At 70.3% G+C, this 26,301-nt stretch carries 21 protein-coding genes and 1 pseudogene; 6 read left to right on the top strand and 16 right to left on the bottom strand.

Annotated elements, in window-relative coordinates:
- Positions 1-14: 14 nt before the first annotated feature.
- The 3 genes and pseudogenes from AB0M02_RS23070 to AB0M02_RS23060 form a co-directional block, all read right to left on the bottom strand.
- Positions 15-815 (bottom strand): annotated as a pseudogene (locus tag AB0M02_RS23070) (zinc ribbon domain-containing protein); the annotation flags it as partial.
- Between the two features lie 7 nt (positions 816-822).
- Positions 823-1,965, bottom strand: a complete 1,143-nt coding sequence (locus tag AB0M02_RS23065) for an acyl-CoA dehydrogenase family protein (protein ID WP_364229825.1) — start codon at positions 1,963-1,965, stop codon at positions 823-825.
- Entirely contained in the window at positions 1,946-2,962 is a 1,017-nt protein-coding gene (locus AB0M02_RS23060; protein WP_364229824.1) for an acyl-CoA dehydrogenase family protein, read from the bottom strand. The genes AB0M02_RS23065 and AB0M02_RS23060 overlap by 20 nt, the downstream gene beginning before the upstream one ends.
- Before the next feature lie 100 nt (positions 2,963-3,062).
- Between AB0M02_RS23060 and kstR the strand changes: the two genes are divergently transcribed.
- The gene (gene kstR / locus AB0M02_RS23055) at positions 3,063-3,674 is read left to right on the top strand and encodes a cholesterol catabolism transcriptional regulator KstR (RefSeq protein WP_364229822.1); all 612 of its coding nucleotides are present in this window, start codon (positions 3,063-3,065) and stop codon (positions 3,672-3,674) included.
- Here the strand turns inward: kstR and AB0M02_RS23050 are convergent.
- Both AB0M02_RS23050 and kstD read right to left on the bottom strand, forming a co-directional pair.
- A complete protein-coding gene (locus AB0M02_RS23050) occupies positions 3,663-4,094 on the bottom strand; it encodes an SRPBCC family protein (RefSeq protein ID WP_364229820.1) in 432 nt (143 codons plus the stop codon). The two genes, kstR and AB0M02_RS23050, sit on opposite strands and share 12 nt — an antisense overlap.
- Before the next feature lie 18 nt (positions 4,095-4,112).
- Positions 4,113-5,729 (bottom strand): 3-oxosteroid 1-dehydrogenase, encoded by a 1,617-nt coding sequence (gene kstD / locus AB0M02_RS23045; RefSeq protein WP_364229819.1) that lies wholly within the window; start codon positions 5,727-5,729, stop codon positions 4,113-4,115.
- Between the two features lie 136 nt (positions 5,730-5,865).
- Between kstD and AB0M02_RS23040 the strand changes: the two genes are divergently transcribed.
- The gene (locus AB0M02_RS23040; RefSeq protein ID WP_364229818.1) at positions 5,866-6,531 is read left to right on the top strand and encodes a PaaI family thioesterase; all 666 of its coding nucleotides are present in this window, start codon (positions 5,866-5,868) and stop codon (positions 6,529-6,531) included.
- A gap of 286 nt (positions 6,532-6,817) precedes the next feature.
- Here AB0M02_RS23040 and AB0M02_RS23035 read toward each other — a convergent pair whose 3' ends face one another.
- From AB0M02_RS23035 to AB0M02_RS23025, 3 genes are all read right to left on the bottom strand, one after another.
- On the bottom strand, positions 6,818-7,873 hold the full coding sequence (locus AB0M02_RS23035) for a pectinesterase family protein (RefSeq protein WP_364229817.1): 1,056 nt from the start codon (positions 7,871-7,873) through the stop codon (positions 6,818-6,820).
- Between the two features lie 102 nt (positions 7,874-7,975).
- Complete coding sequence (locus AB0M02_RS23030) at positions 7,976-9,829, bottom strand: PAS domain-containing protein (protein ID WP_364229815.1); 1,854 nt, start codon at positions 9,827-9,829, stop codon at positions 7,976-7,978.
- 101 nt (positions 9,830-9,930) lie between these two features.
- Positions 9,931-11,256 (bottom strand): hypothetical protein, encoded by a 1,326-nt coding sequence (locus AB0M02_RS23025; protein WP_364229813.1) that lies wholly within the window; start codon positions 11,254-11,256, stop codon positions 9,931-9,933.
- A 183-nt stretch (positions 11,257-11,439) separates the two neighbouring features.
- On the opposite strand from AB0M02_RS23025, the gene AB0M02_RS23020 reads away from it, so the two are divergent.
- Positions 11,440-12,954, top strand: a complete 1,515-nt coding sequence (locus AB0M02_RS23020; RefSeq protein ID WP_364229811.1) for a serine hydrolase domain-containing protein — start codon at positions 11,440-11,442, stop codon at positions 12,952-12,954.
- A 118-nt stretch (positions 12,955-13,072) separates the two neighbouring features.
- Here the strand turns inward: AB0M02_RS23020 and AB0M02_RS23015 are convergent, their stop codons facing one another.
- Both AB0M02_RS23015 and AB0M02_RS23010 read right to left on the bottom strand, forming a co-directional pair.
- A complete protein-coding gene (locus AB0M02_RS23015; RefSeq protein ID WP_364229809.1) occupies positions 13,073-13,369 on the bottom strand; it encodes a hypothetical protein in 297 nt (98 codons plus the stop codon).
- 121 nt (positions 13,370-13,490) lie between these two features.
- Complete coding sequence (locus tag AB0M02_RS23010; protein ID WP_364229808.1) at positions 13,491-14,282, bottom strand: isocitrate lyase/phosphoenolpyruvate mutase family protein; 792 nt, start codon at positions 14,280-14,282, stop codon at positions 13,491-13,493.
- A gap of 114 nt (positions 14,283-14,396) precedes the next feature.
- Between AB0M02_RS23010 and AB0M02_RS23005 the strand changes: the two genes are divergently transcribed.
- The gene (locus AB0M02_RS23005; RefSeq protein ID WP_364229806.1) at positions 14,397-15,278 is read left to right on the top strand and encodes a rhamnogalacturonan acetylesterase; all 882 of its coding nucleotides are present in this window, start codon (positions 14,397-14,399) and stop codon (positions 15,276-15,278) included.
- A gap of 202 nt (positions 15,279-15,480) precedes the next feature.
- Here the strand turns inward: AB0M02_RS23005 and AB0M02_RS23000 are convergent, their stop codons facing one another.
- Together AB0M02_RS23000 and AB0M02_RS22995 are read right to left on the bottom strand one after the other, a co-directional pair.
- Positions 15,481-16,320 carry a substrate-binding domain-containing protein gene (locus AB0M02_RS23000; RefSeq protein ID WP_364229804.1) on the bottom strand — a complete coding sequence of 280 codons (840 nt, stop codon included), beginning with the start codon at positions 16,318-16,320 and terminating at the stop codon, positions 15,481-15,483.
- A 1-nt stretch (position 16,321) separates the two neighbouring features.
- Positions 16,322-18,766, bottom strand: a complete 2,445-nt coding sequence (locus AB0M02_RS22995; RefSeq protein WP_364229803.1) for a glycoside hydrolase family 2 protein — start codon at positions 18,764-18,766, stop codon at positions 16,322-16,324.
- Between the two features lie 108 nt (positions 18,767-18,874).
- Here AB0M02_RS22995 and AB0M02_RS22990 point away from each other — a divergent pair, with 108 nt between their 5' ends.
- Together AB0M02_RS22990 and AB0M02_RS22985 are read left to right on the top strand one after the other, a co-directional pair.
- Positions 18,875-21,037, top strand: coding sequence for an alpha-galactosidase (locus AB0M02_RS22990; RefSeq protein ID WP_364229802.1), 2,163 nt, complete (start codon positions 18,875-18,877; stop codon positions 21,035-21,037).
- On the top strand, positions 21,034-22,239 hold the full coding sequence (locus AB0M02_RS22985) for an ROK family transcriptional regulator (RefSeq protein ID WP_364229801.1): 1,206 nt from the start codon (positions 21,034-21,036) through the stop codon (positions 22,237-22,239). Before AB0M02_RS22990 ends, AB0M02_RS22985 begins: the two co-directional genes overlap by 4 nt.
- A gap of 460 nt (positions 22,240-22,699) precedes the next feature.
- Here the strand turns inward: AB0M02_RS22985 and AB0M02_RS22980 are convergent, their stop codons facing one another.
- The 4 genes from AB0M02_RS22980 to AB0M02_RS22965 are packed head-to-tail and all read right to left on the bottom strand — an operon-like array spanning position 22,700 to position 26,299.
- On the bottom strand, positions 22,700-23,512 hold the full coding sequence (locus AB0M02_RS22980) for an ATP-binding cassette domain-containing protein (RefSeq protein ID WP_364229800.1): 813 nt from the start codon (positions 23,510-23,512) through the stop codon (positions 22,700-22,702).
- On the bottom strand, positions 23,509-24,378 hold the full coding sequence (locus AB0M02_RS22975) for an ABC transporter ATP-binding protein (RefSeq protein ID WP_364229799.1): 870 nt from the start codon (positions 24,376-24,378) through the stop codon (positions 23,509-23,511). Before AB0M02_RS22975 ends, AB0M02_RS22980 begins: the two co-directional genes overlap by 4 nt.
- A complete protein-coding gene (locus tag AB0M02_RS22970) occupies positions 24,375-25,316 on the bottom strand; it encodes an ABC transporter permease (protein ID WP_364229798.1) in 942 nt (313 codons plus the stop codon). Before AB0M02_RS22970 ends, AB0M02_RS22975 begins: the two co-directional genes overlap by 4 nt.
- Positions 25,313-26,299 (bottom strand): ABC transporter permease, encoded by a 987-nt coding sequence (locus AB0M02_RS22965; protein WP_364229797.1) that lies wholly within the window; start codon positions 26,297-26,299, stop codon positions 25,313-25,315. Before AB0M02_RS22965 ends, AB0M02_RS22970 begins: the two co-directional genes overlap by 4 nt.
- Between the last annotated feature and the right edge of the window lie 2 nt (positions 26,300-26,301).

Raw genomic sequence — 26,301 nt, 5'->3', positions numbered from 1 at the left:
GCGAAGCGCACCGGGTCACCGATCCGCGCCTGCCGCCCGTGGAACTCACCGACCATGCGCACGCCCTCGGTCAGGTCGACCAGCGCGACGGTGAACGGCGCCCGCCGCCCCGGGATCGGCGGATGGTGATGGACGACGAAGCTGTGGATGTGCCCGGTACCGGCCGCCACCATGTACTCCGGCTTGGTGGCACCGCACGACGGGCAGGCCGGTCCGGGCGGATGCCGCAGCGTCCCGCACTCCCCACAGCGCTGAATCCGCAGCTCACCCGAGGCAATCCCGTCCCAGAAGAACGCGTTGTCGGGGGTTACGACAGGGCTTAAAACAGATATTTCCGATTTGTGGAGCGGCGGCGAGGGCCGGTACCGCAGGATCCGGAACCGCATGTCGGCAACCGGCTCAGCACCACAGAACCACGTACTCAACGTCGTGACGAACCACCCCTCCCCCAGAGCGGTCCGCTTGGGCCCGGTGACCGACTCGAGGCGGCTCCGAACCGTAACCTCCTCCCCGACCCTCAGATACCGGTGATAGGTCTGCTCAGAATCGGTCGCCACCACCGCCGTGAACCCCGCCTCGTCCAGCACCGAAGACATGACCTGGAGCGGATCGTCCTCCACCCCCGGCGCCAGACCACGCATCGTCCACACCTGGATCATCGCGGGCGGCGCCACACCCTCCCGCTCATAGCGCGGGCTGGCGTCGCCCATCGCCTCCAGCCAGGTGCGGATCATGGGCAGGTTGACCGGGTCGCGGGCGGTTCGGAGCGGCGTCTCGCCGATCTCTTTCAGTCGCTGGGCGGTTTCGGTGATCATCTGAGACCTACCTCGGCACTCGGGGCAGGCCGAGGCCCGCGCTGGCGATGATCTCCCGCTGGATCTCGTTGACGCCCCCGCCGAACGTCAGCACGAGGTTGCGCTTGGCCTGCATATCCAGCCAGTCCCGCAGGCCGGCGGTCGCCGGATCGGCCGGATCGCCGAACCGGTCCACGACCTCCTCGAGTTCCTGCCCCAGCCGCAGCAGTCGCTCGGAGGAGAAGACCTTGGTCGCGGACGCGTCGGCCGGTCCCGGTTCCGCCCCCGCCACCTGCCCGTTGAGCAGCTCGTTGACGCGGAGCGCGGCGTGGGTCCGGGCCAGCGCGCGGCGGACCTCAGTGCGATCAAGAACCCCGATTTCGTACGCCCACGCGCGCACCCGATCGAAAAGTGCCGCCATCCGCCCGGCCGGCCCCAGCATCACGCGCTCGTGGTTGAGCTGTGTGGTCAGCAGCCTCCAGCCACCGTTCTCCTCGCCCACCCGGCGGCTCACCGGCACCCGCACGTCGCTGAGGTAGGTCGCGTTGACGTGGTGCGCGCCGTCGCACGTGATGATCGGCGTCCACGAGTAGCCGGGATCGGTCGTGTCCACGATCAGCATCGACAGCCCGCGGTGCCGGGGCGCGTCCGGATCGGTGCGGCAGGCCAGCCACAGGAAGTCCGCGTCGTGCGCTCCGGTGGTGAACGTCTTCTGCCCGTTCACCACGTACTCGTCGCCGTCCCGCACCGCGCGCGTGCGCAGCGCGGCCAGATCGGTGCCGGCCTCCGGTTCGGTGTATCCGATCGCGAAGTGCAGCTCACCGGCAAGGATCCGCGGCAGGAAGAAGTCCCGCTGCTCGTCCGTGCCGTGCGCGAGCAGGGTAGGCGCGACCGTCTGCAGCGTGACCGCGGGCAGTGGGACGTCGGCGCGGGCCGTCTCGTTCACGAAGATCTGCTGTTCGGCCGGGCCGAGTCCGCGCCCGCCGTACTCCACCGGGAAGCCGAGGCCGAGCCAGCCGTCGCGGCCCAGGCGGGCCACCAGGTCGCGATGGGCGCGCCCGTGCCGTTCGCGGAGGAGCACGGCTCGCTGCTCCGGCGTCAGCAGATCTTTGAGGTACGTGCGGAGCTCGTCGCGCAGAGCGAGCTGCTCGTCAGTCAGGTCGAGAAACAAGGCGCTCCCCCAGGTTCTCCAGGCACAGTTCGCTGCCGCCGAGGAACCGCACCAGGTCCCGCAAGAGCGCGGTGTGCCGGTGCAGCGGGTAGTCGGCGACCAGCCCGAGCCCGCCGTGCAGGTGGTGGCACGTGCGCACGGCCGGCAGCGCCTCCGCGGTGAGCCACTGCGCCGCGACCGCGAGGTCGTCGCCGGCGTCGCGCCCGGTGCTCAGCCGCCAGGACGCCGAGAGGCTCGCCAGGTGCAGCGTCCGGCTGATCACGTAGACGTCGGCGATCTGCTGCGCCACCGCCTGGAACGTGGCCAGGGGCCGGCCGAACTGCCGGCGGGTGCGCACGTGCTCGGCGGTCATCGCGAGCGCACCGGCCAGCGCGCCGTCGCCGAGTGCGCAGGCTCCGGCCGTCCCGCATCGGAGCAGGTCGGCGTGGCAGTCGCTGCCACCGAGAAGCTCGCCCGGCGCCTCGTCGAGCCGCAGAACACCGCCCTCCAGCACGGCGCCGGGGCCACTCGGATCCACGATGACGACGGCCGTGCTTTCCCCGTACCCCTGGAGGTTTTGACTTGCCGTGACCAGGCAGCGAATTCCCCCGCCGGCACCGATCTTGACACCGGTGACCGTGCCGTCCGCGCTCAGCGTGGCCCGCGGCCGGCTGGGGAACGGATCGCCCGGCTCCGCGATGGCCGCGCTCGGCAGGCGGCCGTCGGTGAGCAGCTCGCTCTGCTGTTGCTCGGTGCCCCAGCGGACGACCGGGAGGACACCGAGGGCGAGGGCCTGCAGAGCGGGGACTGCAACCGCGCGCCGCCCGATCTCGGTGAGGACCAGCACGGTCTCCAGCACACCGAGGCCCGCGCCGCCGAGCCTGGCCGGCACCGCGAGGGTGAGCAGGCCGGCCTGGCCGAGGTCCTTCCACAGCCGTTCCGGGGTGTCCGAACCGTCCAGCACCTCACCGGCGAGGCTGATGATCGCCTGTTGCGCCTCGTCCGGCCGGAAATCCATGGGCTGATTAGAACACGTTTCAGTTTGTGCGCACCACCATCGGGTGACACGGGTGAGCAACATGCCGTTGCTAGGCTTGATTCAGAGCGAAAGGGCAACCATGGCGACAGCGAGAACGAGTACCAACCGCCTGTCCGGCGCGGACGCCGAGCAGGGATCGGCCGCGCAGCGCGACCGCCGCCGCCGCATCCTTGAGGCCACGCTGGCGCTGGCCTCCAAGGGCGGTTACGACGCGGTGCAGATGCGCGCGGTCGCCGAACGCGCCGAGGTCGCACTCGGCACGCTTTACCGATACTTCCCCTCGAAGATCCACCTGCTGGTCTCGGCGCTGTCTCTGGAACTCGAGGCGATCCAGGAGAAGCTCGGGCGCAAACCGCTGCCCGGCGACACGCCCTATGAGCGGACCATCTACGTCCTCGGCTGGATGACCCGGTCGCTGCAGCGCGACCCGCTGCTCGCCGAGGCGATGACCAGGGCGTTCATGTTCGCCGACCCGTCCGCCAGCGCCGAGGTCAACGCGGTGGCCCGGCTCATGGAGGAGATGGTCACCCGAGCCATCCACGACGGCGAGCCCACCGCCGACGACCGGGCCAAGGCACGCGTCATCGGCGACGTCTGGCTGTCGAACCTGGTGGCCTGGGTGACCCGGCGGGCCTCCGCCAACGACGTCGTGAATCACCTGGAGCTGGCGACCCGGTTGCTACTCCACTAGCCCCTTGAGCTTGTCCAGGGCCTGCTTGGCGGCGGGCCCGGCCTGCTTCTCCAGCATCGCCGCCATCGGGCCGTTGAGCGCCGGGCCGATGAACTCCATGTCGTACGTGATCTGAGTGCCGCCGTCGCCCGGCTCCAGGACGAACCGGTTCTTCGCCTTGACGCCCATCGGCCCGTCGCCGGCCTGCTCCAGCTGCTTGGGCGCGTCGGCCGTGACCACCTTCCAGGCCATCTCGGCGGGCATGCCCATCAGCTTGACCTTCTGCTTGTACGTGGTGCCCTCGGTCAGCACGGCCGGGACGTCACCGGTGAAGCCCTGATGCATGTCGTTCCACTCGGGGGTGCGGGCGGGGTCGGAGAGCACCTGCCAGACCTTGTCGGCTTCGGCGGTGGTGGTGGCGGAGACACTGACCTTGGGCATCGCTGCTCCTCCTAGACTTTAGGTCGTTGCAAGATCCATTCCGGCCGTGTAGCCGAACGTCATCGCGGGGCCGAGCGTGGAGCCGGCACCCGCGTAGCTGTGGCCCATCACCGCGGCGCTGGCGTTGCCGGCCGCGTACAACCCGGGGATGACGGTGCCGTCCGGGCGCAGCACCCTGGCCCGCGCGTCGGTGACCATGCCGCCCTTCGTGCCCAGGTCGCCCGGCACGATCTTGAAGGCGTAGAACGGCGGCAGCCAGATCGGCGCCAGGCACGGGCTCGGGATGTTCGTGGGATCGGCGAAGTACGCGTCGTAGGAGCTGTCACCACGGTGATAGTCGCCGTCCCGCCCCGCGCGGGCCTGCGCGTTGAACCGGTCGACAGTGCTCCGGAGTGCCGCCGACGGGACGCCGATCTTCGAGGCGAGCCCGCTGATCGTCCAGTCCTTCGCCTGGTACCAGTCCGCCGGGAACGGCAGCAGCGGCGCGAGGTCCTTGAACAGGTATCGGTTGCGGTAGTCCTGGTCGACGATCATCCAGCACGGGATGTGCTGTTTCTCGTACATGACATGGACGACGTCGCTGTACGGCGCCGCCTCGTTGACGAACCGCTTCCCCGCCTGGTTCACGAAGATCGTGCCCGGCAGGGTCCGCTCGGAGAGGCAGAACCAGGGCCCGTCCGGCAGCGGGATCATCGGCCCCCACCAGGAGTCGTCCATCAGTCCCAGGGCCGCGCCCTGCCGCCGACCGGCCTCGATGCCGTCGCCGGTGTTGGTCGACGCGCCGACGGTCCACTCCGTACCGATCGGCGCGGCCTGCCACTGCTTGCGCATCCGCTCGTTGTGCTCGAAGCCGCCACTCCCGACCACCACGCCGCGCCGGGCCCGGATCAGCACCTCCTGGCCGTCCCGGCTCGCCACCACGCCCGCCACGCGCCCGTTCTCCATGTGCAGGTCGAGCAGCGGGGTGTTCAGCCAGACCGGCACGCCGGCGGCGAGCAGTCCGGCACGCAGCCCGCCGGCGAGCGCCTGGCCCATGCTGATCGGGTCCTGCCCCTGCGCGGACAGCGACAGGTAGCGCAGCACGATCTCGGTCGCGGTGGCCAGTCCCCGCGGATGCCTGGCGATCAGCGAGAGCCACTTGTAGTCGACGTCGTAGACGACGGTGCCCGCCGGCGTGGGCACGTAGGACGGATTCAGATTCGCCTTCTCGGCGCCGAGAATGTTGGCGTCCAGCGCCCGCGGCTCGATGGACCGGCCGTTCGGCATCCCGCCGGCCAGCTCCGGATAGTAGTCCGGATACCCCTCCATCCAGGAGAAACGCAGCGGCGTCCAGCGCAGCAGGAACGAGATCGCCTTGGGGCCGTTGACGAGGAACGCGTGCCGGCGCGCGGTCGAGACCTCGGGACCGACGACCGCGGCCAGATAGGTGTCGGCCTTGCTGAACGTGTCGGGCACGCCGGCGGCCAGCAGCACCTCGTTGTTCGGGATCCAGATGCCGGCGCCGGACCGCGCGGTCGAGCCGCCGTACACCGGCGCCTTCTCGATCACCACGGCACTGAGGCCGTTGCGGGCGGCTGTCAGGGCGGCCGTCATGCCTGCCGCACCGGCGCCGACGATGACCGCGTCGAACTCCATGGCGCCTCCCTCAGTAAACTAGAACAGGTTATAGCAGTGTGAGAAGATTCACTAGGTGCGGGCGTGCGGGTGGGCTCACCGTTGGTAGAACCTGATGCTGTTGCGCACCATCCTTGGCGCGGAGTGGAGGCTCCCGGTGACCGAAACACTCCCGGCGATCGACGGCACGTTGCGCCGCCGCGAAGCGATCAGCGACCTCGGCGACGCGCTGCGGGAGCTGGTGGAGTTCGCGACCACGACCGAGGCGTCGACAGAGGAGCTACGCCACGCCGCCGAACAGATCCGCCGTGTCGCGGCACCCCTGGCCGAGCGTGTCCGCGACCGCGAGGTGCTGTCGTCCGCGGACGATCTGCTGAGTGGCGTGCGGATGTACAACCCGGTCACCGGGACCGGCAGCGCCCTGGCCCCGCCGCTGGAGATCCACGCGGTGGACGGTGCGCCGGTGGGGTCGTGCACGCTGGGGATGGCGTTCGAGGGCCCCCCGATGTATGCGCACGGTGGAGTCAGCGCGATGCTGCTCGACCAGATGCTGGGGTATGCGGCCGGCCTGGCCGGGCACCCGGGGATGACGGTTCAGCTGGAGATGGTCTACCGGCGGCCGGTGCCGTTGTTGACGCCGCTGCATCTGGAGGCCTCGGTCCGGGTGATCGAGGGGCGGCGGGCCACGGCGGCGGGGTTCATCGCCACGGCCTCGGAGCCCGGCGTGGCGCTGGTGGAGGCCACTGGCGTCTTCATCGGCCTACGCGCCGAGCAGGCCGTAAAACTGTTCGGCAAACTCACAACCAACGAACCCCGCGTGTGAAGTTCGGCCCCGCTGCGCACCCCAACTCCACACACGGGTCGGCACCGACGTTGCGTGTGAATTTCCGCCCCGCTGCACACACGGGTAGGCACCGACGTTGCGTGTGGAGTTCGGCCCCGCTGCGCGCCCCAACTCCACACACGAGTTGGCACCGACCTTGCGTGTGGAGTTCGGCCCCGCTGCGCACCCCAACTCCACACACGGGTTGGCACGTGGGGAGGGACGGCTGCGTGCGGAGGTCGGAGCGCTCCGATGCCTGGCTCCGCACGCAGCCGCGTCCAGGGGATCAGCAGAGGTGCGGGGTCCAGTTGTCAGCGCCGCTCAGATAGGTGGTGGGAGTGTGGGCGGCGGCCTCCGCGGCGGTCAGCTGGGGGCGGTCGGCGGAGGGGACGGCGCCGGGGCCGTAGTTGCGGTACTCCGCCAGGCGGGCGTCGCGCCAGGGCCAGGTGCCGAAGTCGGACCAGGCGGTCGCGGGGATGTGGGCGCCGACGAAAGAGTCGCGGATGAGTGCCTGGCCGATGGCGTTGGGATCGTTGCTGGGGTGCCACGGGCGGCCGAGGAAGACGGTGCCGGCGGGGGCGTCGGAGGTGAGGCGGCAGCGGGTGAAGAGCAGGCCGTACGGGTTGGTGATGTCGGTGCTGGGCGCGGTCACGTAACCGTTCGGGGTGCTGCCGCGGTTGAGGGAGTGGATGCGGCCGCGCTCGAAGACGGCGGTGGCCCGGCCGAAGATGAAGTCGACGTCGCCCTCGACGTAGCAGTCGCGGAAGTAGGCGCGGGCGACGACTCCGGCGGCTGAGCTGTTCACGTAGAGGGTGTCCTGGTTGCCGAGGAACCGGACACGGTCGAAGACGAGGCGGTCGGCGCGGGTGAGTACGGCGACTGCCTGCCGTCCGGTGATCTCCGGGTGGGCGGCCTCGTCGAACAGGTTGGCGAACGTCAGGTTCGTGGCGCGCAGGTCGGCGCCGTCGATCGTGACGGACGCGCTGCCGGACGTGCCCCAGGTGCCGCCGTCGGGCTTCGGGGTGCCGTTGGCACGGTCGTCAGCGATCACCACGTCGGAGGGGCCGCGGCCCAGCCCGCGCAGTTCGATGAACGGCCGGTCCTTCGGGATGATCACCTGACCCAGGTACGTGCCGGGCCGCACGCCGATGACGAACCGGGACGTGTTGCCGCTGGGAACGGCGTCGACCGCCGCCTGGATCGTGGCGTGGTCGCCGCTGCCGTCGGCGGCCACGATCAGCTGGGGCCGGGGACCGGAGGCGGCGGCCGGGCGGGCGATCAGACCCGAGGCCGCGACGGCGCTGATGCTGGTGGAGAGGTGCAGGAAGGTACGTCGGCGCATGACCATTCTCCGGGTCGGCGAGCTGCAGGAAAGGGCTTTCCTGACGCACCGTATTGCAGACATGTAACGCCGTCAATGAATGTTTACTGCAAACACAAACCCTCAGGCGCGCTGCGACAGAAGGCGGTGGACCTCGTTGAGAAGGGTCTGCGTGTCGAAGGGCTTGCGGATCAGCGGCGCGTCCGCCGGCAGTTCCTGCCCGCCCGGAGCCGGGCCACTCGTGTAACCCGACATGAACAGGACCGGCAGGTCGGGCCGATCCGCCCGCAAGGAGGCGGCCAGCTGCGTGCCCGACATCCCCGGCATGATGACGTCGGTCAGGAGGACGTCGAAGTCGATGTTGTCGGAGCGATACATGCGGAGCGCCTCGGCCGGGTGCGGCGCCGCGTGCACCTGGTACCCGGACTTGCTCAGCAGACGGCAGACGATGTCCCGAACCGCCTCCTCGTCCTCCACCACCAGGACCCGATGGCCGTCACCCGCGAGCACGGGCGCGGTTGGCGCGGCCGGACTGACGCCCGGCGTCGACGACGTGCCGGCCGGCATCCGCACCCGGAGGGTGGTCCCGCGACCCTGCTCCGACTCCAGACTGATCGACCCACCGGCGTCGGTCACCACCCCGTACGCCGTTGCCAGCCCCAGCCCCGTCCCGCTCCCCCGCCCCCTGGTGGTGAAGAACGGCTCGAACGCCCGGGCCAGCACCTCCGGCGGCATCCCGACGCCGGTGTCCGTGATCGTCAGGCAGACCAGGTCGTCGCCGCCGCCGTCGTGCTCCACCGAGGTGCTGATCGTGAGGCGGCCGCCCGACGGCATCGCCGCCCGCGCGTTGAGGGCCGCGTTCATCACGACCTGCTCGAGCTTGTTGCGATCCATGACGATCGGCGGCACATCGGGGGCGAGCGCCGTGCTGAGCTCGATGTCCTCGCCGAGCGTACGCGTCAGCAACCGCTCCATGTCCCCCGCGACCGCGTTGAGGTCCAGCATCTCCGGTTGAGACGGCTCCGACCGGCTGAAGATCAGCAGTTGGCGGGTGAGTGCACCGCCGCGGGCCGCCGCCTGTTTGATCCCGGCCGCGTCCGGCGCGCTGGGGTGTTCCTCCCCGAGTTCCTCGACCAGCATGTCCGCGTACCCGGAGATGACCGCGAGGATGTTGTTGAAGTCGTGCGCGATGCCCCCGGCGAGTTGACCGAGGGAGTCGAGCCGCTCCGCCTGGCGCAGTTGCTGTTCGAGCTCGCCGCGTTCCTGTTCCGCGGCGATCCGCTCGGTCACGTCGCGCAGGATGCCCTCGACCGCGATCACCGTGCCCTCGTCGCCGGTGACCGCGCTGGCCCGCTGCTCGATCCACCCGCTCTCGCCGCCGCCGCGCAGCACCCGGACGGTGATCGTGCCGGGACGCGGGTTGCGCCACGACTGTTCGAACAGCGTACGGTCGGACGGCTCGATGCACCGGAAGATGAGTCGCGGGTCGGCGTAGAACTCCTCGGCCGTGTGCCCGGTGACCGATTCGACGGCCCGGCTCAGATACTCCATGGCCGGTAACGGCTCGAACCGGTACCGGAAGATGACGTCCTGGGCGTGCTCGGCGAGCAGCCGGAACCGTTCCTCGCTGTCGCGCAGGGCGGCCTCGGCCCGGCTGCGCTCGGTGATGTCGGTGGAGATGCCGGCCACCGCGTACGCCACCCCGCCCGCGTCGATCAGCGGGAACTTGACGGTGAGGTACGTGCGCGCCCCGTCCGACTCCTCCATCTGGATCGGCACTCCGCCGGCCAGCGCCTGCCGGTCGTTCGTCCGGAACGCGTCGGCCACCTCGACCGGGAACAGGTCGTGGTCGGTGAGCCCGACGATGTCCTCGCGGTGCAACCGGAACAGACGCTCGTACTCGCGGTTGACCAGCATGTACCGGCCGTCGGCGTCGCGCATGTAGATGACCGCGGAGGTGTGGTCGATCAGCGCCATCAACTGATCACGGCCGATATCCGGCATCGGCCAGCCGTTACTGTGGGCGCGCCGGCTGCCGGTTCGTGGCTTCACCCGCACCCCCGATGTGCAACCAAAAGTCAACCGGTCAGTTCCACTGACACCGGCGTGGCCGCTCCCCGACCGGACCGTACCGCCGCCGGAGCGTCGCCGTTGACGTTTTCCGCGATCAGCACGGGCCGCAGCATCGCGAGGCTGTGGTCCTGGCGGGCGCGGGTGAGCCGTTCCAGGAACATCTCGGTCATCCCGGTGGTGCCGGACCGGTTCGACACCACCTCCCTGTCGCCGAGTCCCGCCTCGTCGCGCTGCCGCTGCGGCTTGAACAGGAACTTCTTGCTCAGCATCAGATGTGCGCCGGAGACGCGGGCGTGCATGGCGAGCAGCCGGTACCAGTCGATCAGCGCGGGGTGGTGTGCGACCAGCCGGCGCAGGTCACCGTCGTCGGCGAAGCGCAGCTCGTCCTCGTCGACACCGATCTCGTCGAAGAGCTGCTGCGGCAGGGTGGGCCCGTCCATCAACTCGTCGAGTTCGTCGCGCTCGTGGTCGAGCAGGGCGGGGAACAGCCGCCGGGCCTGGCGGTCGTAGTTCTCGACGGCGAGCCCGAGCAGGAAGTCCCGTTTGAGCGCCTCCGGGTCGAGCGCGCCACTGGGCGGGATGTCGTTGACTGTCCAGTGCGCGGCGAACTGGCGGAACACGTCCATGAAGTGTTCGGCCGGCATGCCGATCTCGGGCGGGAGGGCGGCGAAGTCGAGCAGGAGGCGGCGCAGCTCGGCCAGGAGCGCTGTCGCCACGCGTACGCTATGGCGGGTTTTATCGCAAATGAGGCTGGACCGGTGCCGGGTCAGCGGCGCCAGCAGCTCGTTGACCGCCAGCTCGATCACCTCGCCCTGCTTGACCAGCAGGAAGAAGCGCTCCTCCCCCGGGGTGCCGGTGTAGCTGCGGATCCGGCGATCGTCGAAGACGCCGGGGATCTCGGCCATCGTCTCCTCGCCGAGCCGGACCCGGACCGTGCCGACGTTCCAGCGCACCAGCGAGGCGTAGCTGTCCCGCTGGTAGTGCCCGGTGCCGGTGTGCTCGGCGAGCGCGGCGAAGTAGGCCCGGAACGGTATCCGCGCACCGCCCACGGTGAGCGGGCCGAACGCGAACTCCGGATGGTGTGTGCCACCCACGGTGTGTTCCTGGTAGTGACGGGCCACCGACGCGCCGACGAAGCCGCAGAGCACGATCAGCTGCTGCGCCTGCGACGGGCTGAGCTGCGCGACGTCCGGCAGGCAGCTCAGCACGTGCTCCTCGAGCTCGGTGAGAAGCAGGCCCGGTGAGGCCTGTTCGCGCAGGATCGCCTGATTCAGTCGGGGCAGTTCGGCCAGGACCCAGTCGCCGACCTGTTCCGGAACCATCCGGTCCATCACCTCCGGGGGACTCCTCTCCCGTCCCCTTCGGCCGCGTCCCGGCCAGGACTGAGAACCAGTGCCCGGAATCACAGCTGCCGCACGTCCGGCCAAACAGCATTCAACAGGACATTGATTACCGTTTATAGAGTGGCTGTCGGCTGCGCCGCCACCGAGGCGCGGCAGACAGGGGGGTAATCGATGAAGCGTCGCACTCTGCTGGGCGGCACGGCCGCGCTGACGGCCCTCCCGCTGACCGGGACACCGGCCGCGGCCTCCGGAAACCGGGTGCCGGCGGCGGTCCGCGAACTCGACGAGAAGATCCAGCAGGCGATGGCGGACTTCTTCGTGCCCGGCGTCGCGTACGGCCTGCGCTACCGCGGTGTGGATTACGTTCGCGGCTTCGGCGTGACCAGCCTCGACGACCCGCAACCGGTGGACGGGGACACCGTCTTCCGGGTCGCCTCCACGAGCAAACCCTTCACGGGTACGGCGATCATGCGCCTCGTCGAACGGGGGCGGATCGACCTCGACCGGACCGTCCGCAGTTACCTGCCCGACTTCCGTACCGCCGACGCGGCAGCCTCGGCCCGGGTCACCGTTCGCCAGATCCTCAACCACAGCGCCGGCTTCCTGGGCGACTTCTTCCTCGACACGGGGCAGGACGACGACGCCCTGGCCCGGTACGTGGCGGAGATGTCCCGGCTGCCACAGCTCTTCCCGCGGGGGAAGGCGTATTCGTACAACAACGCCGCACTCTCGCTGGCCGGCCGGCTGATCGAGGTGGTGACCGGCACGACGTACGAACGGGCGGTGCACAACCTGATCACCGGTCCGCTCGGGCAGCGGCACAGCGCGTTCTCACTCGACGAACTGCCGGGAGTGCGCTGGGCCGTACCCCATCTCCCGAACGCCGCCCAGACGGAGATCGTGCCGGTCCCCGAAGCGTGGGCCATGCCTCGGGCGATCAACCCGGCCGGTGGCCTGATCTCCAGCGCCCGCGATCAGCTGCGATGGGCGCGCTACCACCTCGGCGACGGGCGCCCGCTGCTGCGGCCCCGCTCCCTGCGGGCCATGCAGTCGAACCCCGGGCCGGGCGGCACGCTCTATGTCGAGCTCGATGGATTCGGCGTCACCTGGATGCTGCGCCCGACCGCAGAGGGACCGAAGGTGGTGCAGCACGGCGGCGACTGGGCCGGCCAGCACTCCGGTTTCCTGATGGTCCCGGAGAAGGACTTCGCGCTGACCGTGCTGACGAACTCGGAGACCGGGCCGGTGCTGCTCGACGACCTGGTCGCCGGGGACTGGGCGCTGAGCCGGTTCGCCGGTGTGCACAACCTGCCGGCGGTCCCTCGCTCGCTCAGCGACGTGCAGCTGGCGCCCTACCGGGGCTTCTACTCCGGTTTCCAGATCGGCTTCGACGGCGAGACGGTCGGCGCGGAGTTCGAGATCGTGCCGGACGCCGGTCAACTCAGCTTCCGCTATCTCGGCACCGAGGTCCTGCGGCTGGCGTTCTACCGCAAGGACTACGTGCTCGTGCTGGCACCCGACGGCACGGTGTCGAACAACCGGTTCGACTTCGTCCGGGACCGCGACGGCTCGGTGGGCTGGATCCGTTACGGCGGGCGTCTCTACCGGCGCAACGACGCTCCGACGATGCCGGCGGCGACTCTCCGCACGCTGAACCCGGCTCTCCCGCGCCCGATCCTGTCCTGATCAGCTTTCCGGGCCTGATCAGCCTTCCGGGCCTGATCAGCTTTCCGGGTCGCCCACGCTTGGTGGGCGGCCCGGCTTCCGGCAAACCATCCTTGGGTACGGGTGAAAGCACGCGAAGTCACGCGGAGGCGTCGTCCGCCCGCCGCCGTCGTTCGGCCCGGCGCTGCTCCAGGCGCCGCCACCGGTCGTAGACCTGGGCCGCCGCCTCCTGCGGCTCGGCCGCCCGTCCCGCCTGCCACTGCCGCGGCAGGAACGACTCCGCACCCAGCCACAGCAGGTCGCTCATCGGGACGGTGCCGCCGTTGAGGCGCATCAGCTCGGCAGCGACTCCGGCGGCGTGATCGCTGCGCCGCCACCGCTCGAGCACCGAGCCGCCGCGGGTGAGTTCGTCGTGGTCATCCGGGTGCAGCTCCATGGTTCCTCCACCGAATTCCCTGGTCGACGCACTTTCCGAAGCCGTAACCCTGGTGCGGAGCGGCCGCGCTGTCAAGGTCATCCCAGGGCGGCCCGCATCTCATCCCAGGACGGCCCGCACCTCATCCCAGGGCGGCCCGCACCTCATCCGAGGTCAGGGAGCGTGACCGGAACGTGGTGGTGCCGGCGTCGAGGAGTTCCCGGGCGGCGTCGCGGGCCGCGCCGTACGCCGCCCAGGCCAGCGCCCCGCCGGTGGACACCCGCCGCACGCCCACCTCCGCGAGCTCGGCGACGCTCGGGCCACCGCCCACCGCCAGCACGTTCACCGGCGCCTTGACCGCCTCCACGAGCCGGGCGATCTCGTCCCGGTCACGCAGCCCCGGCGCGTAGACGACCTCGGCGCCGGCATCCCGGTACGCGATCAGGCGGGCGATCGTGTCGTCCAGATCACCCTGCCCGTACAGATGGTTCTCGGCGCGGGCGGTGAGCACGATGCCGTGCCGCGCGCACGCCTCGGCGGCCGCCGCGACCCGCTCGATGCCGGCCGCCAGGGTCTCCACGCTGCCGGTGACCGGGTCGTAGTCCTCGATCGAGATGCCCGACGCGCCCGCCTCGGCGAGCAGGTCGACGCTCTCGCCGATGCCGACGACCGTGTTGGCGAACAGCCGCTCGGCGTCGACGTTCACCGGGACGGTGACGGCCGCGGTGAGGGCGGCGACGTGTGCGACCAGCTCGTCGCGGGTGACCTGCTGGTCGAGTTTGCCGAGGCTCGCGGCCAGCCCGGACGAGGTGGTGGCCAGCGCGGCGAAGCCGAGGGACTCGAGCAGCCGCCCGGAGCCGACGTCCCAGGGGTTGGGCAGCAGGAACGTGCCGGACTCGTGCAGCGCGCGGAAGCGGTCGCGGAGGGTGGTCATGCCTCCCACCCTGGCACAGCGGGGTCGCTGGTGCTCGACCCCGCGGCCTGATCAGATGCCGACCTGCGGGAAAGCGCTTGCCTGTATCGATCGTCACTGATTTGATGCCGGACTATGAGACTTGATCGAAGATCGTTGCTGCGTGCCGCCCTCGCCGGCGCGGCCGTCTCCGGCGGGCTGGCCGGTCCCGCGGCCGCCGCCGGTCCGGCGGCGGCCGGCGGTCCGGCGGCGGCCGGCGGTCCCACAGCGGCCGGCGGTCGGCGGCGTCCCACTGTCTTTGTGGCCGGGGACTCGACGGCGGCGACCTACGCGGCTGCCGAAAGTCCGCGGGCCGGGTGGGGGCAGGCGCTGCCGGTGTTCCTGCGGCCGGGCACCGAAGTGGTGAACGCGGCCCTGTCCGGCGCGAGCTCGAAGAGCTTCGCGGACCTGGGCCGCCTCGACCGGATCCTGGCCGCGATCCGGCCGGGCGACGCGCTGCTCGTGTCGTTCGGGCACAACGACGAGAAGATCGAGGACCCGGCGCGATACACCGAGCCGTGGACGACGTTCCACGACTACCTGCGGCTCTACCTGGACGGCGCCCGGGCCGCGCACGCCCACCCGATCCTGGTGACACCGGTGGAGCGGCGGCGGTTCACCGCGGACGGCGTGGCATACGAGTCCCACGGCGAATACCCGGCCGCCATGCGCGCGCTCGCCGAGGACACCCGCACGCCGCTGATCGACCTGACGGCGCTGTCGTTCGCACTCTGGGGGTCGCTCGGCCCGGAGGCGACCAAGGACTACTTCCTGCACCAGGACGTGGGCGAGTCGCCGAACTACCCGGCGGGAGTCGCGGACAACACGCACTTCCAGGCACACGGCGCGATCGAACTGGCCCGGATCGTGGTGAAACACGGCCGCTGCGTCCCGGGCCGCGACCCGATCGCCCTGCGCCGCCCGTCAATCCCGGACGACGCCCTGCTCTGGCCACCCACCCGCCCCGCCGAAAGCTAACCCCGCGTGTGAAGTTCGGGTGCGGAGCGGGGCCGAACTCCACACGCAACCTCAACAACCAACCGTGTGAAGTTCGGGTGCGCAGCGGGGCCGAACTCCACACACACAAACCTCAACAACCAACCGTGTGAAGTTCGGGTGCGCAGCGGGGCCAAACTCCACACGCAAGGATTGGGGCGGGGCGGAAACCACACGCGCTATGTCAGGCGGGGGCGGTGCTCTCGCGGCGGAGGACGCGGATCGGGGGGCCGGGGTAGTCGACCGGTTCGGCGCCGTCCAGAGCGTCCAGCACCGCCCGAGCCAGCGTCAGCCCATGGTCGTGCACGTCGATGCTCAGCGCGGACAGCGGCGGGACAGCCAGCTCACACAACGGCGAGTCGTCGTACACGAGAAGGCTGACCCGTTCCGGCACCGGCACCCCGGCGCGGATCAGCTCCTGCTCGGCGGCCACCGCCATGACGTCGTTGTCGAAGACCACCGCGGTCGGCACCGGATCCGCCGCCAGCAGTTCCTGGACGCCGCTGACGCCCGACTCCGCGCCGTAGTCGCCCTCGACGATGTGCACGCGTACCCCGGAACGCTCCGCGACCTCGCGCATCGCGGCCGTGCGCTCGGCGGTGTGCACGAGATCGGCCGGACCGCTGACCCGGCCGATCACGCGGTGCCCGAGCGACGCCAGCATCTCGACCGCGGCGGTCATCGCGCCGGCGTCGTCGGTGACCACGCGCGGGAAGCCGGGCGCCTGGGCCCGTCCGGCCAGCACGGCGGGCAGGCCGAGGCCGGCTAGGAAGTCCGGGCGTACGTCGTCGTGGACCAGGTTGACCACGACGACAGCCCGGACCGTATGGTCGCCCGCCCACCGCCGGTAGGTCGAAAGCTCCGCCGCGAGGTCCGGCACCACCAGCAGGAGCACGGTGGCGCCGTGCGGTGCGAGCGCCTCCTCCATGCCGGCGATCAGCTCCATGAAGAACGGCTCGACGCCGACCCGGGCGGCGCTGCCGGTGAGCACGAGGCCGATCAGGCCACCCGGGTCGGCGGTCACGTCAGCCGACCTTGGCCGGGATCGTGAGCGAGTTCGCCGAGCGCAGCACCTCGGGAGCGCCGAACACCTCGCCGTCCACGGTCGCCGTGCTGGTCACGGTGAACGTGTGGGTCTCACCCGGGAGCAGGTCGACGAGCATGTCGTCGACGACGGCGTCGGGGTCGACCCGGTCGGCGAGCACGGCCACGTCCCGGGCGAACGATGCGGCGGTCACGGTGACCGAGTATCCGCCTTCGGCCGGTACGGCGTGAGCCCGCACCGCGGCGGGGTCGTAGCGCAGGTCGCGGTCCTCGGCGAACAGGTGGGTGGCACGCTGCCCGTCCACGTCGGCGACGAGCACCTCACGGTCCGGCTCGGCGGCTTCGAGCAGGGCGGTGCCGAGCGGCAGCAGTGCCACCGAGCGAGCCGGGACGTCGAGGGTTTCGTCGGCGGCGGCCAGCTCCGGGCCGTCGAAGCGGATCCGCCGCAGCCGGAGCGGGGCCTGCCACGGGCTGTCGGTGTCGTTGACCGCGGCGAGCACGGTGCCGCCGTCACGCTTGACGAACGCGAGGCCGCGGGGGGCGTAGGCGCGGCGGAGCGCGTACCAGGCCGGTTTCAGCCGGCCCGCGCCGTCCACCACGGCCCACGAGGTCACCGGCCAGCAGTCATTGAGCTGCCAGAGGATGCTGCCCATGGTGCGCGGTGCGTGGGTGCGCAAATGCATGATTGCGTACGCGGTGGCGCGCGCTTGATTGAGTTGAGTCGCCCAGTGCCAGGCCGTGAACTCCTCGGGCACCGCCATGTGGTGTGCCAGGCCCCGGTCCAGCTTGCCGTTGCCGTCCTCCGCCTTCTGGTGCAGCAGGAACGCGGCCGACTCCTTGTGCAGGTCGTCGGGTGCGATGGTGGCGACCAACGTCGACCACGCCGGCGGCGCCTGCCAGCCGAACTCGGAGCAGAACCGCGGCACGAAGTTGTCGTGGTACGTGTAGTCCTCCCGGTTCCACGCCTCCCACTCGTGCCGGGTGCCGTACCGGTCGTCGTTGGGGTGGACCGTCTCCGGGTCGTGGCCGGGGCTCGACGGGCTGCCCGGGTGGTACGGCCGGGTCGGGTCGAGTTCGGCCAGCAGCGCCGGGAAGTCCCGGTAGTAGTAGCCGGCACCCCAGGTCGCCCCGTCCAGCTGCTCCTTCCAGCGCCAGTCCTCGTGGCCCCAGATGTTCTCGTTGCCGCCGTTCCAGAGGACCAGCGACGGGTGCGGCGCGAGCCGGGTGATGTTCTCCCGCGCCTCGGCGAGGATCTCCGAGCGCATCGGCTCCTCCTCGGCGTACGCGCCGCAGGACAGCGGGAAGTCCTGCCACACCAGCACGCCTCGCTCGTCGCAGACGTCGTAGAAGTCGTCGGACTCCCAGATGCCCCCGCCCCAGACGCGCAGCAGGTTGGTGTTGGCGGCGACCGCCCGGTCCACGGCGTCCGCGAGCCGCTCCCGGGTCAGCCGGGTGAGCAGGTGGTCCTCGGGGATCCAGTTCAGCCCGAGGACGAAGATCTCCCGGTCGTTGACGAGCAGCGTGAACCTGCTGCCGATCTCGTCGGGGCTCTCGTCGAGGCGCACGTCGCGGAATCCCACCCGGGTCTCGTGCTCGTCGAGGATCTCCTCGCCGTCCAGCAGCGTCACGGTCACCGGCACCAGGGGCTGTTCGCCGTAGCCCACCGGCCACCACGTCGGCGCGTCCGGAATGTCCAGCTCCACGACACCGTCGTCACCGGGCAGGGCGATCCGGGCCCTCCAGCCGGCGGCTTCGACCTCGACGTGCAGTTCAGCGGTGGAGGCACGCTCCACGGCGACGTGCACGGTGAGGCGGGATCGGGTGGCGAGCGGCCGCACCGACGCGAGCCGGGCGACCCGCCAGCGCTCCAGGCGGACCGGCTTCCAGATGCCGGCCGTCTGCAGGTCGGGGCCCCAGTCCCAGCCGAACGAGCAGGCCATCTTGCGGACGGCGTTGAACGGATGAGGGTACGGCCGGGGGCGGCTGCCGTGGGCCCGCTCGAACTCCTCCGCGTGCTCCAGGGCCGAGTCGAACCGCACGGTGAGCGGGATGGCCCCGTCGCGCAGCAGGTGCCGCACGTCGAACCGGTAGCCGCGATGCATGTTCGCGGTCCGGCCGAGTTCGACACCGTCCAGCTCGACGGTGGCCACCGTGTCGAGGCCGTCGAAGACCAGATCGACGCGCTCGCCGGGCTCGGCCGGGTCGGCCCGCAGGACGGTGTCGTAGCGCCAGGCCGACCGGTGGAACCAGGCGAGGTCGGCCTCGTTCGTGCCGAGGAACGGATCCGGGATCAGTCCGGCGTCGAGCAGGTCGGTGTGCACGGTCCCGGGCACGGTGGCGGGCAGCGCGGACGCGGCGATCTCCGGTGGGACCTCGCCGCCGGCGGCCCGGACGGTCCAGCCCACGTGAAGGTCGGTCTTGAGCATGTCGGAGTGCTCCCTGTCATCAATCAAAAGGGGTTGCCGCCGCGCTGGGGCTCCCACATTCTTAAGCTACTGAACGAAGTCCGTCAACGCTGGTGAACCGGAGGAACGATGCGGCCGAGCACCGACGATCTCGTGCATCTGAGCAGTGGCGGAGTAAGCCTCGTGCTCGACTGCCGCGGCGCCGCACTGCCCGCGATCGTGTACTGGGGCGAGGCTCTCGGCGATCTCGACCCGGCCCAGCTGGCCTTGGCAGCGGCGCCGCAGCCGATCGGTTTCTCCGCCGACACCCCGGTACGCGTCTCGATCCTCCCCGAACAGTCGGCCGGCTGGCTCGGTCACCCGGGACTGGCCGGGCACCGGGACGGCCGGGCATGGTCCAGTCGCTTCTCGGTGTCCGGCATCGATCGGAGCGCGCACGGCGTACGCATCGATGCTTCTGATCGTGACGCTGAGCTGAACCTGACCGTGGAGATCGAGTTGCACCCGGCCGGGGTGTCGCGGGCGCGGGCGAGGCTGACGAATGCCGGGGCGGGGACGTATTGGCTGGAGCATTTGACACTGTTCCTGCCGGTTCCGGCGGAGACGACGGAGTTGCTGGACTTCACCGGGCATCACCTTCGCGAGCGCGCACCGCAACGGACGGCTTTCACGCACGGTATGCGGTTGCGGGAGAACCGGACCGGGCGGACCGGCTATGACTCGGCGTTCGTGCTGGTCGCGGGGATGGCCGGGTTCGGGAATCGGCACGGGCGGGTGTGGGGTGTGCACACGGCGTTCTCGGGTGGGGCGCGGACGATTGCGGAGCGCAACTATCACGGGTGGTCGGCGCTCGGCGGCGGTGAGCTGTTGCTGCCGGGCGAGGTGGGGCTCCGGGAGGGCGAGTCCTACACGACGCCGTGGCTCTACGGGGTGTTCGGGGCGGCGGGGCTGGACTCGGCGGCCGACCGGTTCCATGGTTATCTACGGTCACGGCCGCACCATCCGCGAGCGCCGCGCCCGGTCGTGGTGAACACCTGGGAGGCCGTTTACTTCGATCACGACCTTGGCCGGCTGACTGAATTGGCCCATGCGGCGGCGCGTGTCGGAGCGGAGCGGTTCGTGCTCGACGACGGGTGGTTCGGGTCGCGGCGGGACGACACGTCCGGGCTCGGGGACTGGGTGGTGTCGCGGGAGGTGTGGCCAGACGGGCTCGGGCCGCTGATCAAGGTGGTGCGGGAGGCCGGGATGGAATTCGGTCTCTGGGTCGAGCCCGAGATGATCAACCCGGACTCGGACCTGGCGCGGGCGCATCCGGACTGGATGATGGCCGCCGGTGACCGTCTGCCACCGCCGGCCCGGTCGCAGCAGGTGCTCGATCTGGGGAACCCGGCGGCGTTCGATCATATGCTGGAGCGGCTCGACGCGCTGCTGACCGAGAATGACATCTCTTATCTGAAGTGGGACCACAATCGGGATCTCGTCGACGCGGGGCATCCGGGGTCGGGGCGGGCCGGGGTCCACGACCAAACCAATGCGACTTATCGCCTTTTAGATGATTTACGGGCACGGCATCCTGGTGTGGAGATCGAGTCGTGCTCGTCCGGCGGAGGGCGGGTCGACCTGGAGATCCTCGAGCGGACCGATCGCATCTGGGCTTCGGACTGCATCGACGCGCACGAGCGGGTGGGGATCCAGCGGTGGACGTCACTGCTGGTGCCGCTGGAGTTGATCGGGTCGCATGTGGGGGCCGGGCGGTCGCACACCACTCACCGGGTGCTGCCGCTGTCAATGCAGGCTGGACACGCTATTTTTGGACATTTCGGCATTGAGTGTGATTTGACGACACGCTCCGCCGCCGAGCTCGCGGAGCTGGCCGCCTGGGTCGACCTCTACAAGGAGGTACGGGGTCTGCTGCACACCGGCACGCTCGTCCACGGCGACGTCGCCGACCCGGCCTACTCCCTCACCGGGGTGGTCGGCGAGGACGACGGGCTCTTCGCGATCATCGCCACCGCCACGAGCGACGCCTATCCGCCGGGGACCGTCGCACTGCCGGGACTCGATCCGGACCGGCTCTATCACGTGCGCCCGCAACCGCCGGGTGACGTGGCCGACGGCAACGCCGCAGCCTGGGGCGCTGCGCTACCCTGGTGCACGCCGCAGGGCGTCCATCTCACCGGGCGGGCCCTCGGCAGCTCCGGGCTGCGGCTTCCGGTGTTGTATCCCGATCGCGTTCTGCTCGTGCGCGCCACGGCGGTCGACGACCAAGCTGGCAGGGTGGTGGCGAGTTGAGAGAAACGGTCGGTGACGCCGCGCCGGTCGGCCGACCAGGGCGCGGCCGCCGCCCCGGCGCCCGCGAGAGCATCCTCGACGCGATCCGCGCCTCCGAACCCCTGAGCCGCGTCGAGCTGGCAGCCATGACCGGCCTCACCGAGGCAGCCGTGTCGATGACGGTCCGCCGCCTTCTCGAAGAGGGCCTGGTCGTCGAAACCGGCCGCACCCCCACCGGCGGCAAGCCCCGCACGCTACTGCGCCTGGACCCGGCCGCCCGCATAGCCGTCGGCGTCTACCTGGACCGAGACGTCACGACGTATGTACTCACCGGCCAGACCGGCGGGGTCATCTCCAGACTCGCCCGTCCGGCGCTCGGCGGCGACCTCCTCGACAACCTCACCGCGGACATCGACACGCTGCTGGCCGGCTCCGGTGTCGACCCGGCGCGGTGCCTGGGGATCGGCGTCGTCTGGCCCGGTCCTCGCAGCGGCGTGGAGGACGCACCGCCGCACCTGCGTGGCTGGGACGGCGACGACCTCGGGCGGGAGCTCGCCTCGGCCACCGGCCGCCCGGTGCTGGTCGAGAACGACGCGACGGCGGCCGCCGTCGGGGAGTACTGGGTTGCCCGTGTCGGGCCGGAGCAGGCGTTCGCGGCGCTCTACATGGGTAGCGGCATCGGCGCGGGAATCGTCGTCGAGGGCCGGGCCATGCGCGGGCGCCACGGTTCGGCGGGCGAGTTCGGTCACGTGTGTGTGCAGGTGGACGGGCCGCTGTGCTGGTGCGGAAGCCGCGGCTGCCTGGAGATCCTGGCCGGCCCGCGAACGGTGGTGCTGACCGCCCGCGCCGATCCGGCCGCGTGCGCGGAGGCGGGCCTGGATCCGGCGGCTCCCCGCAGCGTGGTCACCGACTTCGGGGCGATCGCCAGGGCCGCCCGCGCGGGTGCGCCCCGGTGTCTGGCGCTGCTCGAGGACTCCGCCCGCTATGTCGCGGCGGCGGCGGAGTCGGTGGTCAACCTCCTGGACATCGATCTGGTGGTGCTGACGGGCCCGGGGTTCGCGGCGGCGTCGTTCGTCTACGGGCCGGCGATCATGCGGCGGGTGAGTCCGGCGGATTCACAGACGTGGAAGCGAACGGTGACCGTGACGGTGTCCCTCGCCGCCGCAACCGCCTCGGCGACCGGGGCGGCGGCGCTGGTCCTGCAGTCCCACCTGCGCCGATAGGGCGTTCGAGGCGGCTAGCAAGCGGTGGTCACGGCCGTAACGCCGGTCCCGGTCGGCTAGCCAGCGGCCGGGGTGGGTGGGCACGACCGTAACGCCGGACCCGCTCAGCCGCTGGTCACGGTCGGCCAGCCAGCGGCCGGGGTGGGTGGGCGCGGCCGTAACGCCCGTCGCGGTCAGCGTTGGGCCCGGCCGGGTGCCCAAAATTCACACATCGCGACCGTCCGAGGCCCGGCCAACGCCACCCTGAACGCTGTGCGGAAACCTGGTGCGATCATGGCGACAGCAGGTTTCCGCAAAGCGCGTTTCCAGGCCTTCGGCCGCTCACGCTCCGCGCCCGCGCGACCCACCAGCCACCGCAACCGGCGCAACGGCCGCAACCACGCACCCCCGCCGCCTGGCTGGCCGACCGTGACCACCGACTGAGCCGGACCGGCCCAACAAAGCCGCAAACTGCGGAAACTCACTGCGGACTGCGCAACTCCCCCAGCCGCCGCTCCGGATTGGGCGCCGCGTCCGCCAACGTCTTCGTGTACTCATGCTGCGGATTCAGAATCACCTCGTCCGCCGGCCCCCGCTCCACGATCCGCCCCCGATACATCACCAGGATCTCGTCCGAGAAGTGCCGAGCCGTAGCCAGGTCATGCGTGATGTAGAGAACCCCGAGATCCTCCTCCCGCTGCAACGTCGCCAGCAGGTTCAGCACGCCGAGCCGAATCGACACATCCAGCATCGAGACCGGCTCATCGGCGATCAGGACGCCCGGTTCCGGAGCCAGCGCCCGCGCGATCGCCACCCGCTGGCGCTGCCCGCCGGACAGTTCATGAGGGCGGCGGTGGGCGACGTGTTCAGCGGGGGTGAGGCGAACCCGTTCGAGCAGGTGCAGGACCCGCTTGTGCACCTCGGCGTCGGTCATCCGCGGGTGGTGGAGGCGGATGGGGCGGGTGAGGTGGTGCTCGACGGTGTGGAACGGGTTGAGGGAGGCGAACGGGTCCTGGAAGACCATCTGGACGGTTCGCCGGTATTCGACCAGGCCGGTGCCTCGGCGGGCGACCGGCTTGCCGTCGAGCAGGATGTCGCCGGAGGACGGCTGTTCGAGTTGGAGCAACAGTTTCGCGATGGTCGACTTGCCGCTGCCGCTCTGCCCGACGAGGGCGACCGTCCTGCTGTGGTCGAGGGTGAAGCTGACGTCGTCGACCGCGCGTAGTTTCGTCGTACGCAATCCTGACCGTAACCGATAGTCCTTGACCAGCCCGCGCACTTCCAACGTGGTCATGAGGCCCCCTCGACGGCGTCCAACTCCAGCAGTCTCTCGTCGATCGCGCCGCGCACGAACGAGCCGCGGTCCCCGGTGAGGCTGGGGAACGAGGCCAGCAGCTGGCGGGTGTATTCGTGCTTCGGGCTGGTGTACAGCGACAGCGCCGTGTCCAGTTCCACGATCGAGCCGTGGCGCATCACCGCGATCCGGTCGCTGATCTCCAGGAGCAGCGGCAGGTCGTGGGTGATGAAGATGACCGCGAAGCCGAGTTCGTCGCGCAGCCGGGTGAGTTCGCGCAGGATCTCCCGCTGGACGACGACGTCGAGAGCAGTGGTCGGCTCATCCATGATCATGATCTGGGGTTCGAGGGCCATCGCCATCGCGATCATGACTCGCTGGCGCATGCCGCCGGAGAGCTCGTGCGGATAGGAGGTGAGCCGGGCCCGGTCGACCCCGACGCGTTCGAGCAGGTCACCGCAGCGCTGCCGGCGGACCCGACGAGAGAGCTCGGGCCGGTGCGTCTCGAAGATGTCCTCGAACTGATCACGGATGGAGATCACCGGGTTGAGGGAGTTCATCGCGCCCTGGAAGACCATCGAGATCTTGTCCCAGCGAGCGGCCCGCAGGTCCTCCGGCGAGAGCTCGTTCCAGTCGATGTCGTAGCCCTCACGGGAGTGGAAGACCGCGTGCCCGGAGGTGATCGAGGCGGGGGGTTTCAGGAGCCGGATTATTCCGTACGCAAGCGTGCTCTTGCCGCAACCACTCTCGCCGGCCAGACCGAGCACCTCGCCGCGCTGGAGTTCGAAGGACACGTCCCGCACCGCATGGACCACCGGGTCGACCAGGTAGTCCACGCTGAAATTCTCGACGGTCAGAACCTTCACAGCGTCGACTCCTTGGCCTTGCGCAGCTGCTCGCGGGACATCCGCCAGCCCCGCCGGGCGGACCGGGTCTGGTTGCGCAGCTTCGGGTTGATGATCTCGTCGATCGAGAAGTTGATCAGGGACAGCGCGGCGCCGAACAGGGCCAGCATCAGTCCCGGCGGTACGAACCACCACCACGCGCCGAGCCGCAGCGCCAGCCCGTTCTGCGCGAAGTAGAGCATCGTGCCCCAGGTGAACGAGCCGCTGGCGCCCAGGCCCAGGTACGACAACCCGGCCTCACCGAGGATCGCGAAGATCACGGCGAAGACCACCTGGGTGGCCAGCAGCGGGATCAGGTTGGGCAGGATCTCGACGAGCAGGATCCGCCACCGCTTCTCCCCGGCGACCCGGCAGGCGAGCACGTAGTCGCGGCTGCGCAGGCTCAGCGTGGAGCCGCGCAGCACCCGGGCGGACCCGGCCCAGCTGGTGATGGCGAGGACAACGGAGACGAGCAGGAGGCTCTTCTCCGGCACGTACGCCGAGATCACGATGACCACCGGCAGGCCCGGAATGACCAGCATGATGTTGGTGAACAGGGAGAACAGCTCGTCCAGCCAGCCGCCGGCGTACGCGCCGACGATGCCGAAGAACGCGGACAGCAGCAGCGTCAGCACGCCGACGATGGCTCCGACCGCGAGAGAGCCGCGGGTCGCGTACGCAAGCTGCGCGAGCACGTCCTGGCCGGTCTGCGTCGTGCCGAGCAGATGATCGGCGCTCGGCCCGGTCAGCCCGATGTCGCTGACCTGCGAGGGATCCTGGACGAACAGCGGGCCGATCAGCCCGAAAGCCAGGATCAGCCCGCCGATGATCAGCCCGGCCGCCAGTTTGCCGGTCATCGGTGGCAGGGTGACGCGGCGGCGGGCGACGGGTGCCGTCATCGCGACGACGTCGGTGGTCATGAGCTGCTCCTCGTGCGCGGGTCGATGACCGAGTACAGGAGGTCGACCAGGAGGTTCGCGCCCAGTACCGACAGCGTGATGATCAGGAAGATGCCCTGCATGAGGGCGTAGTCGTTGCCACCGACGGCCTGCAGCAGCGCCGAGCCGATGCCCGGGTACGAGAAGACCGCCTCGGTGACGATCGAGCCCGCCACCACGAAGCCGAGCGAGATGGCGAAGCCGGAGATGGACGGGAGGATGGCGTTGCGGGCCGCGTACCGTCGCATGATCCGACCCGGTCGCAGGCCCTTCGCCTCCGCGGTGACCATGTAGTCGTCCGACAGGGTGGAGACCATCATGTTGCGCATGCCGAGCATCCAGCCGCCGACCGACGACAGGATGATGGTCAGCGCCGGCAGCGTGCCGTAGTAGATCACCGACGCGATGAACGGGCCGTTCCAGCCGGGCGTGACGTTGTAGACGTCGTACCCGCCGTTGAGCGGGAAGATCGGCCAGACGCTGCCGAACAGGAACAGCAGGATCAGCGCCAGCCAGAAGTACGGCACCGACTGGAACATCGTGGTGACCGGGATGAGGCTGTCCAGCCAGGAGCCCCGCTTCCAGCCGGCGAGGGTGCCGAGACCCACGCCGACCAGAAACGAGATGATCGTGGCCATGCCGATCAGGCCGATGGTCCAGGGCAGTGTCTGCCCGATGATGTCGCTGACCGAGGCGGGGAAGAACGTGACCGACACGCCCAGGTCACCGGCGGCCAGGCTGGACAGGTAGTCCAGGTACTGGTTCCACAGCGGTTCGCTGGTGTTCGTGCCGAGCAGCGCCTCGATCGAGGCCCGGGTCTCCGGGCTGACCGGCCCCTTCTGGCCGAGTTTCGAGATCATGATCTCGACGGGGTCGCCGGGCATGAGCCGCGGGATGAAGAAGTTGACCGTCAGCGCGGCCCAGAGGGCGACCAGGTAGAACCCGGCCTTCCGGAGCAGGTACATGG

It is taken from the genome of Actinoplanes sp. NPDC051861 (assembly GCF_040681145.1).
Taxonomy (GTDB): domain Bacteria; phylum Actinomycetota; class Actinomycetes; order Mycobacteriales; family Micromonosporaceae; genus Actinoplanes.
Note: the sequence above shows the minus strand (reverse complement) of the source record. Positions and strands in the feature narration are given on the sequence as shown.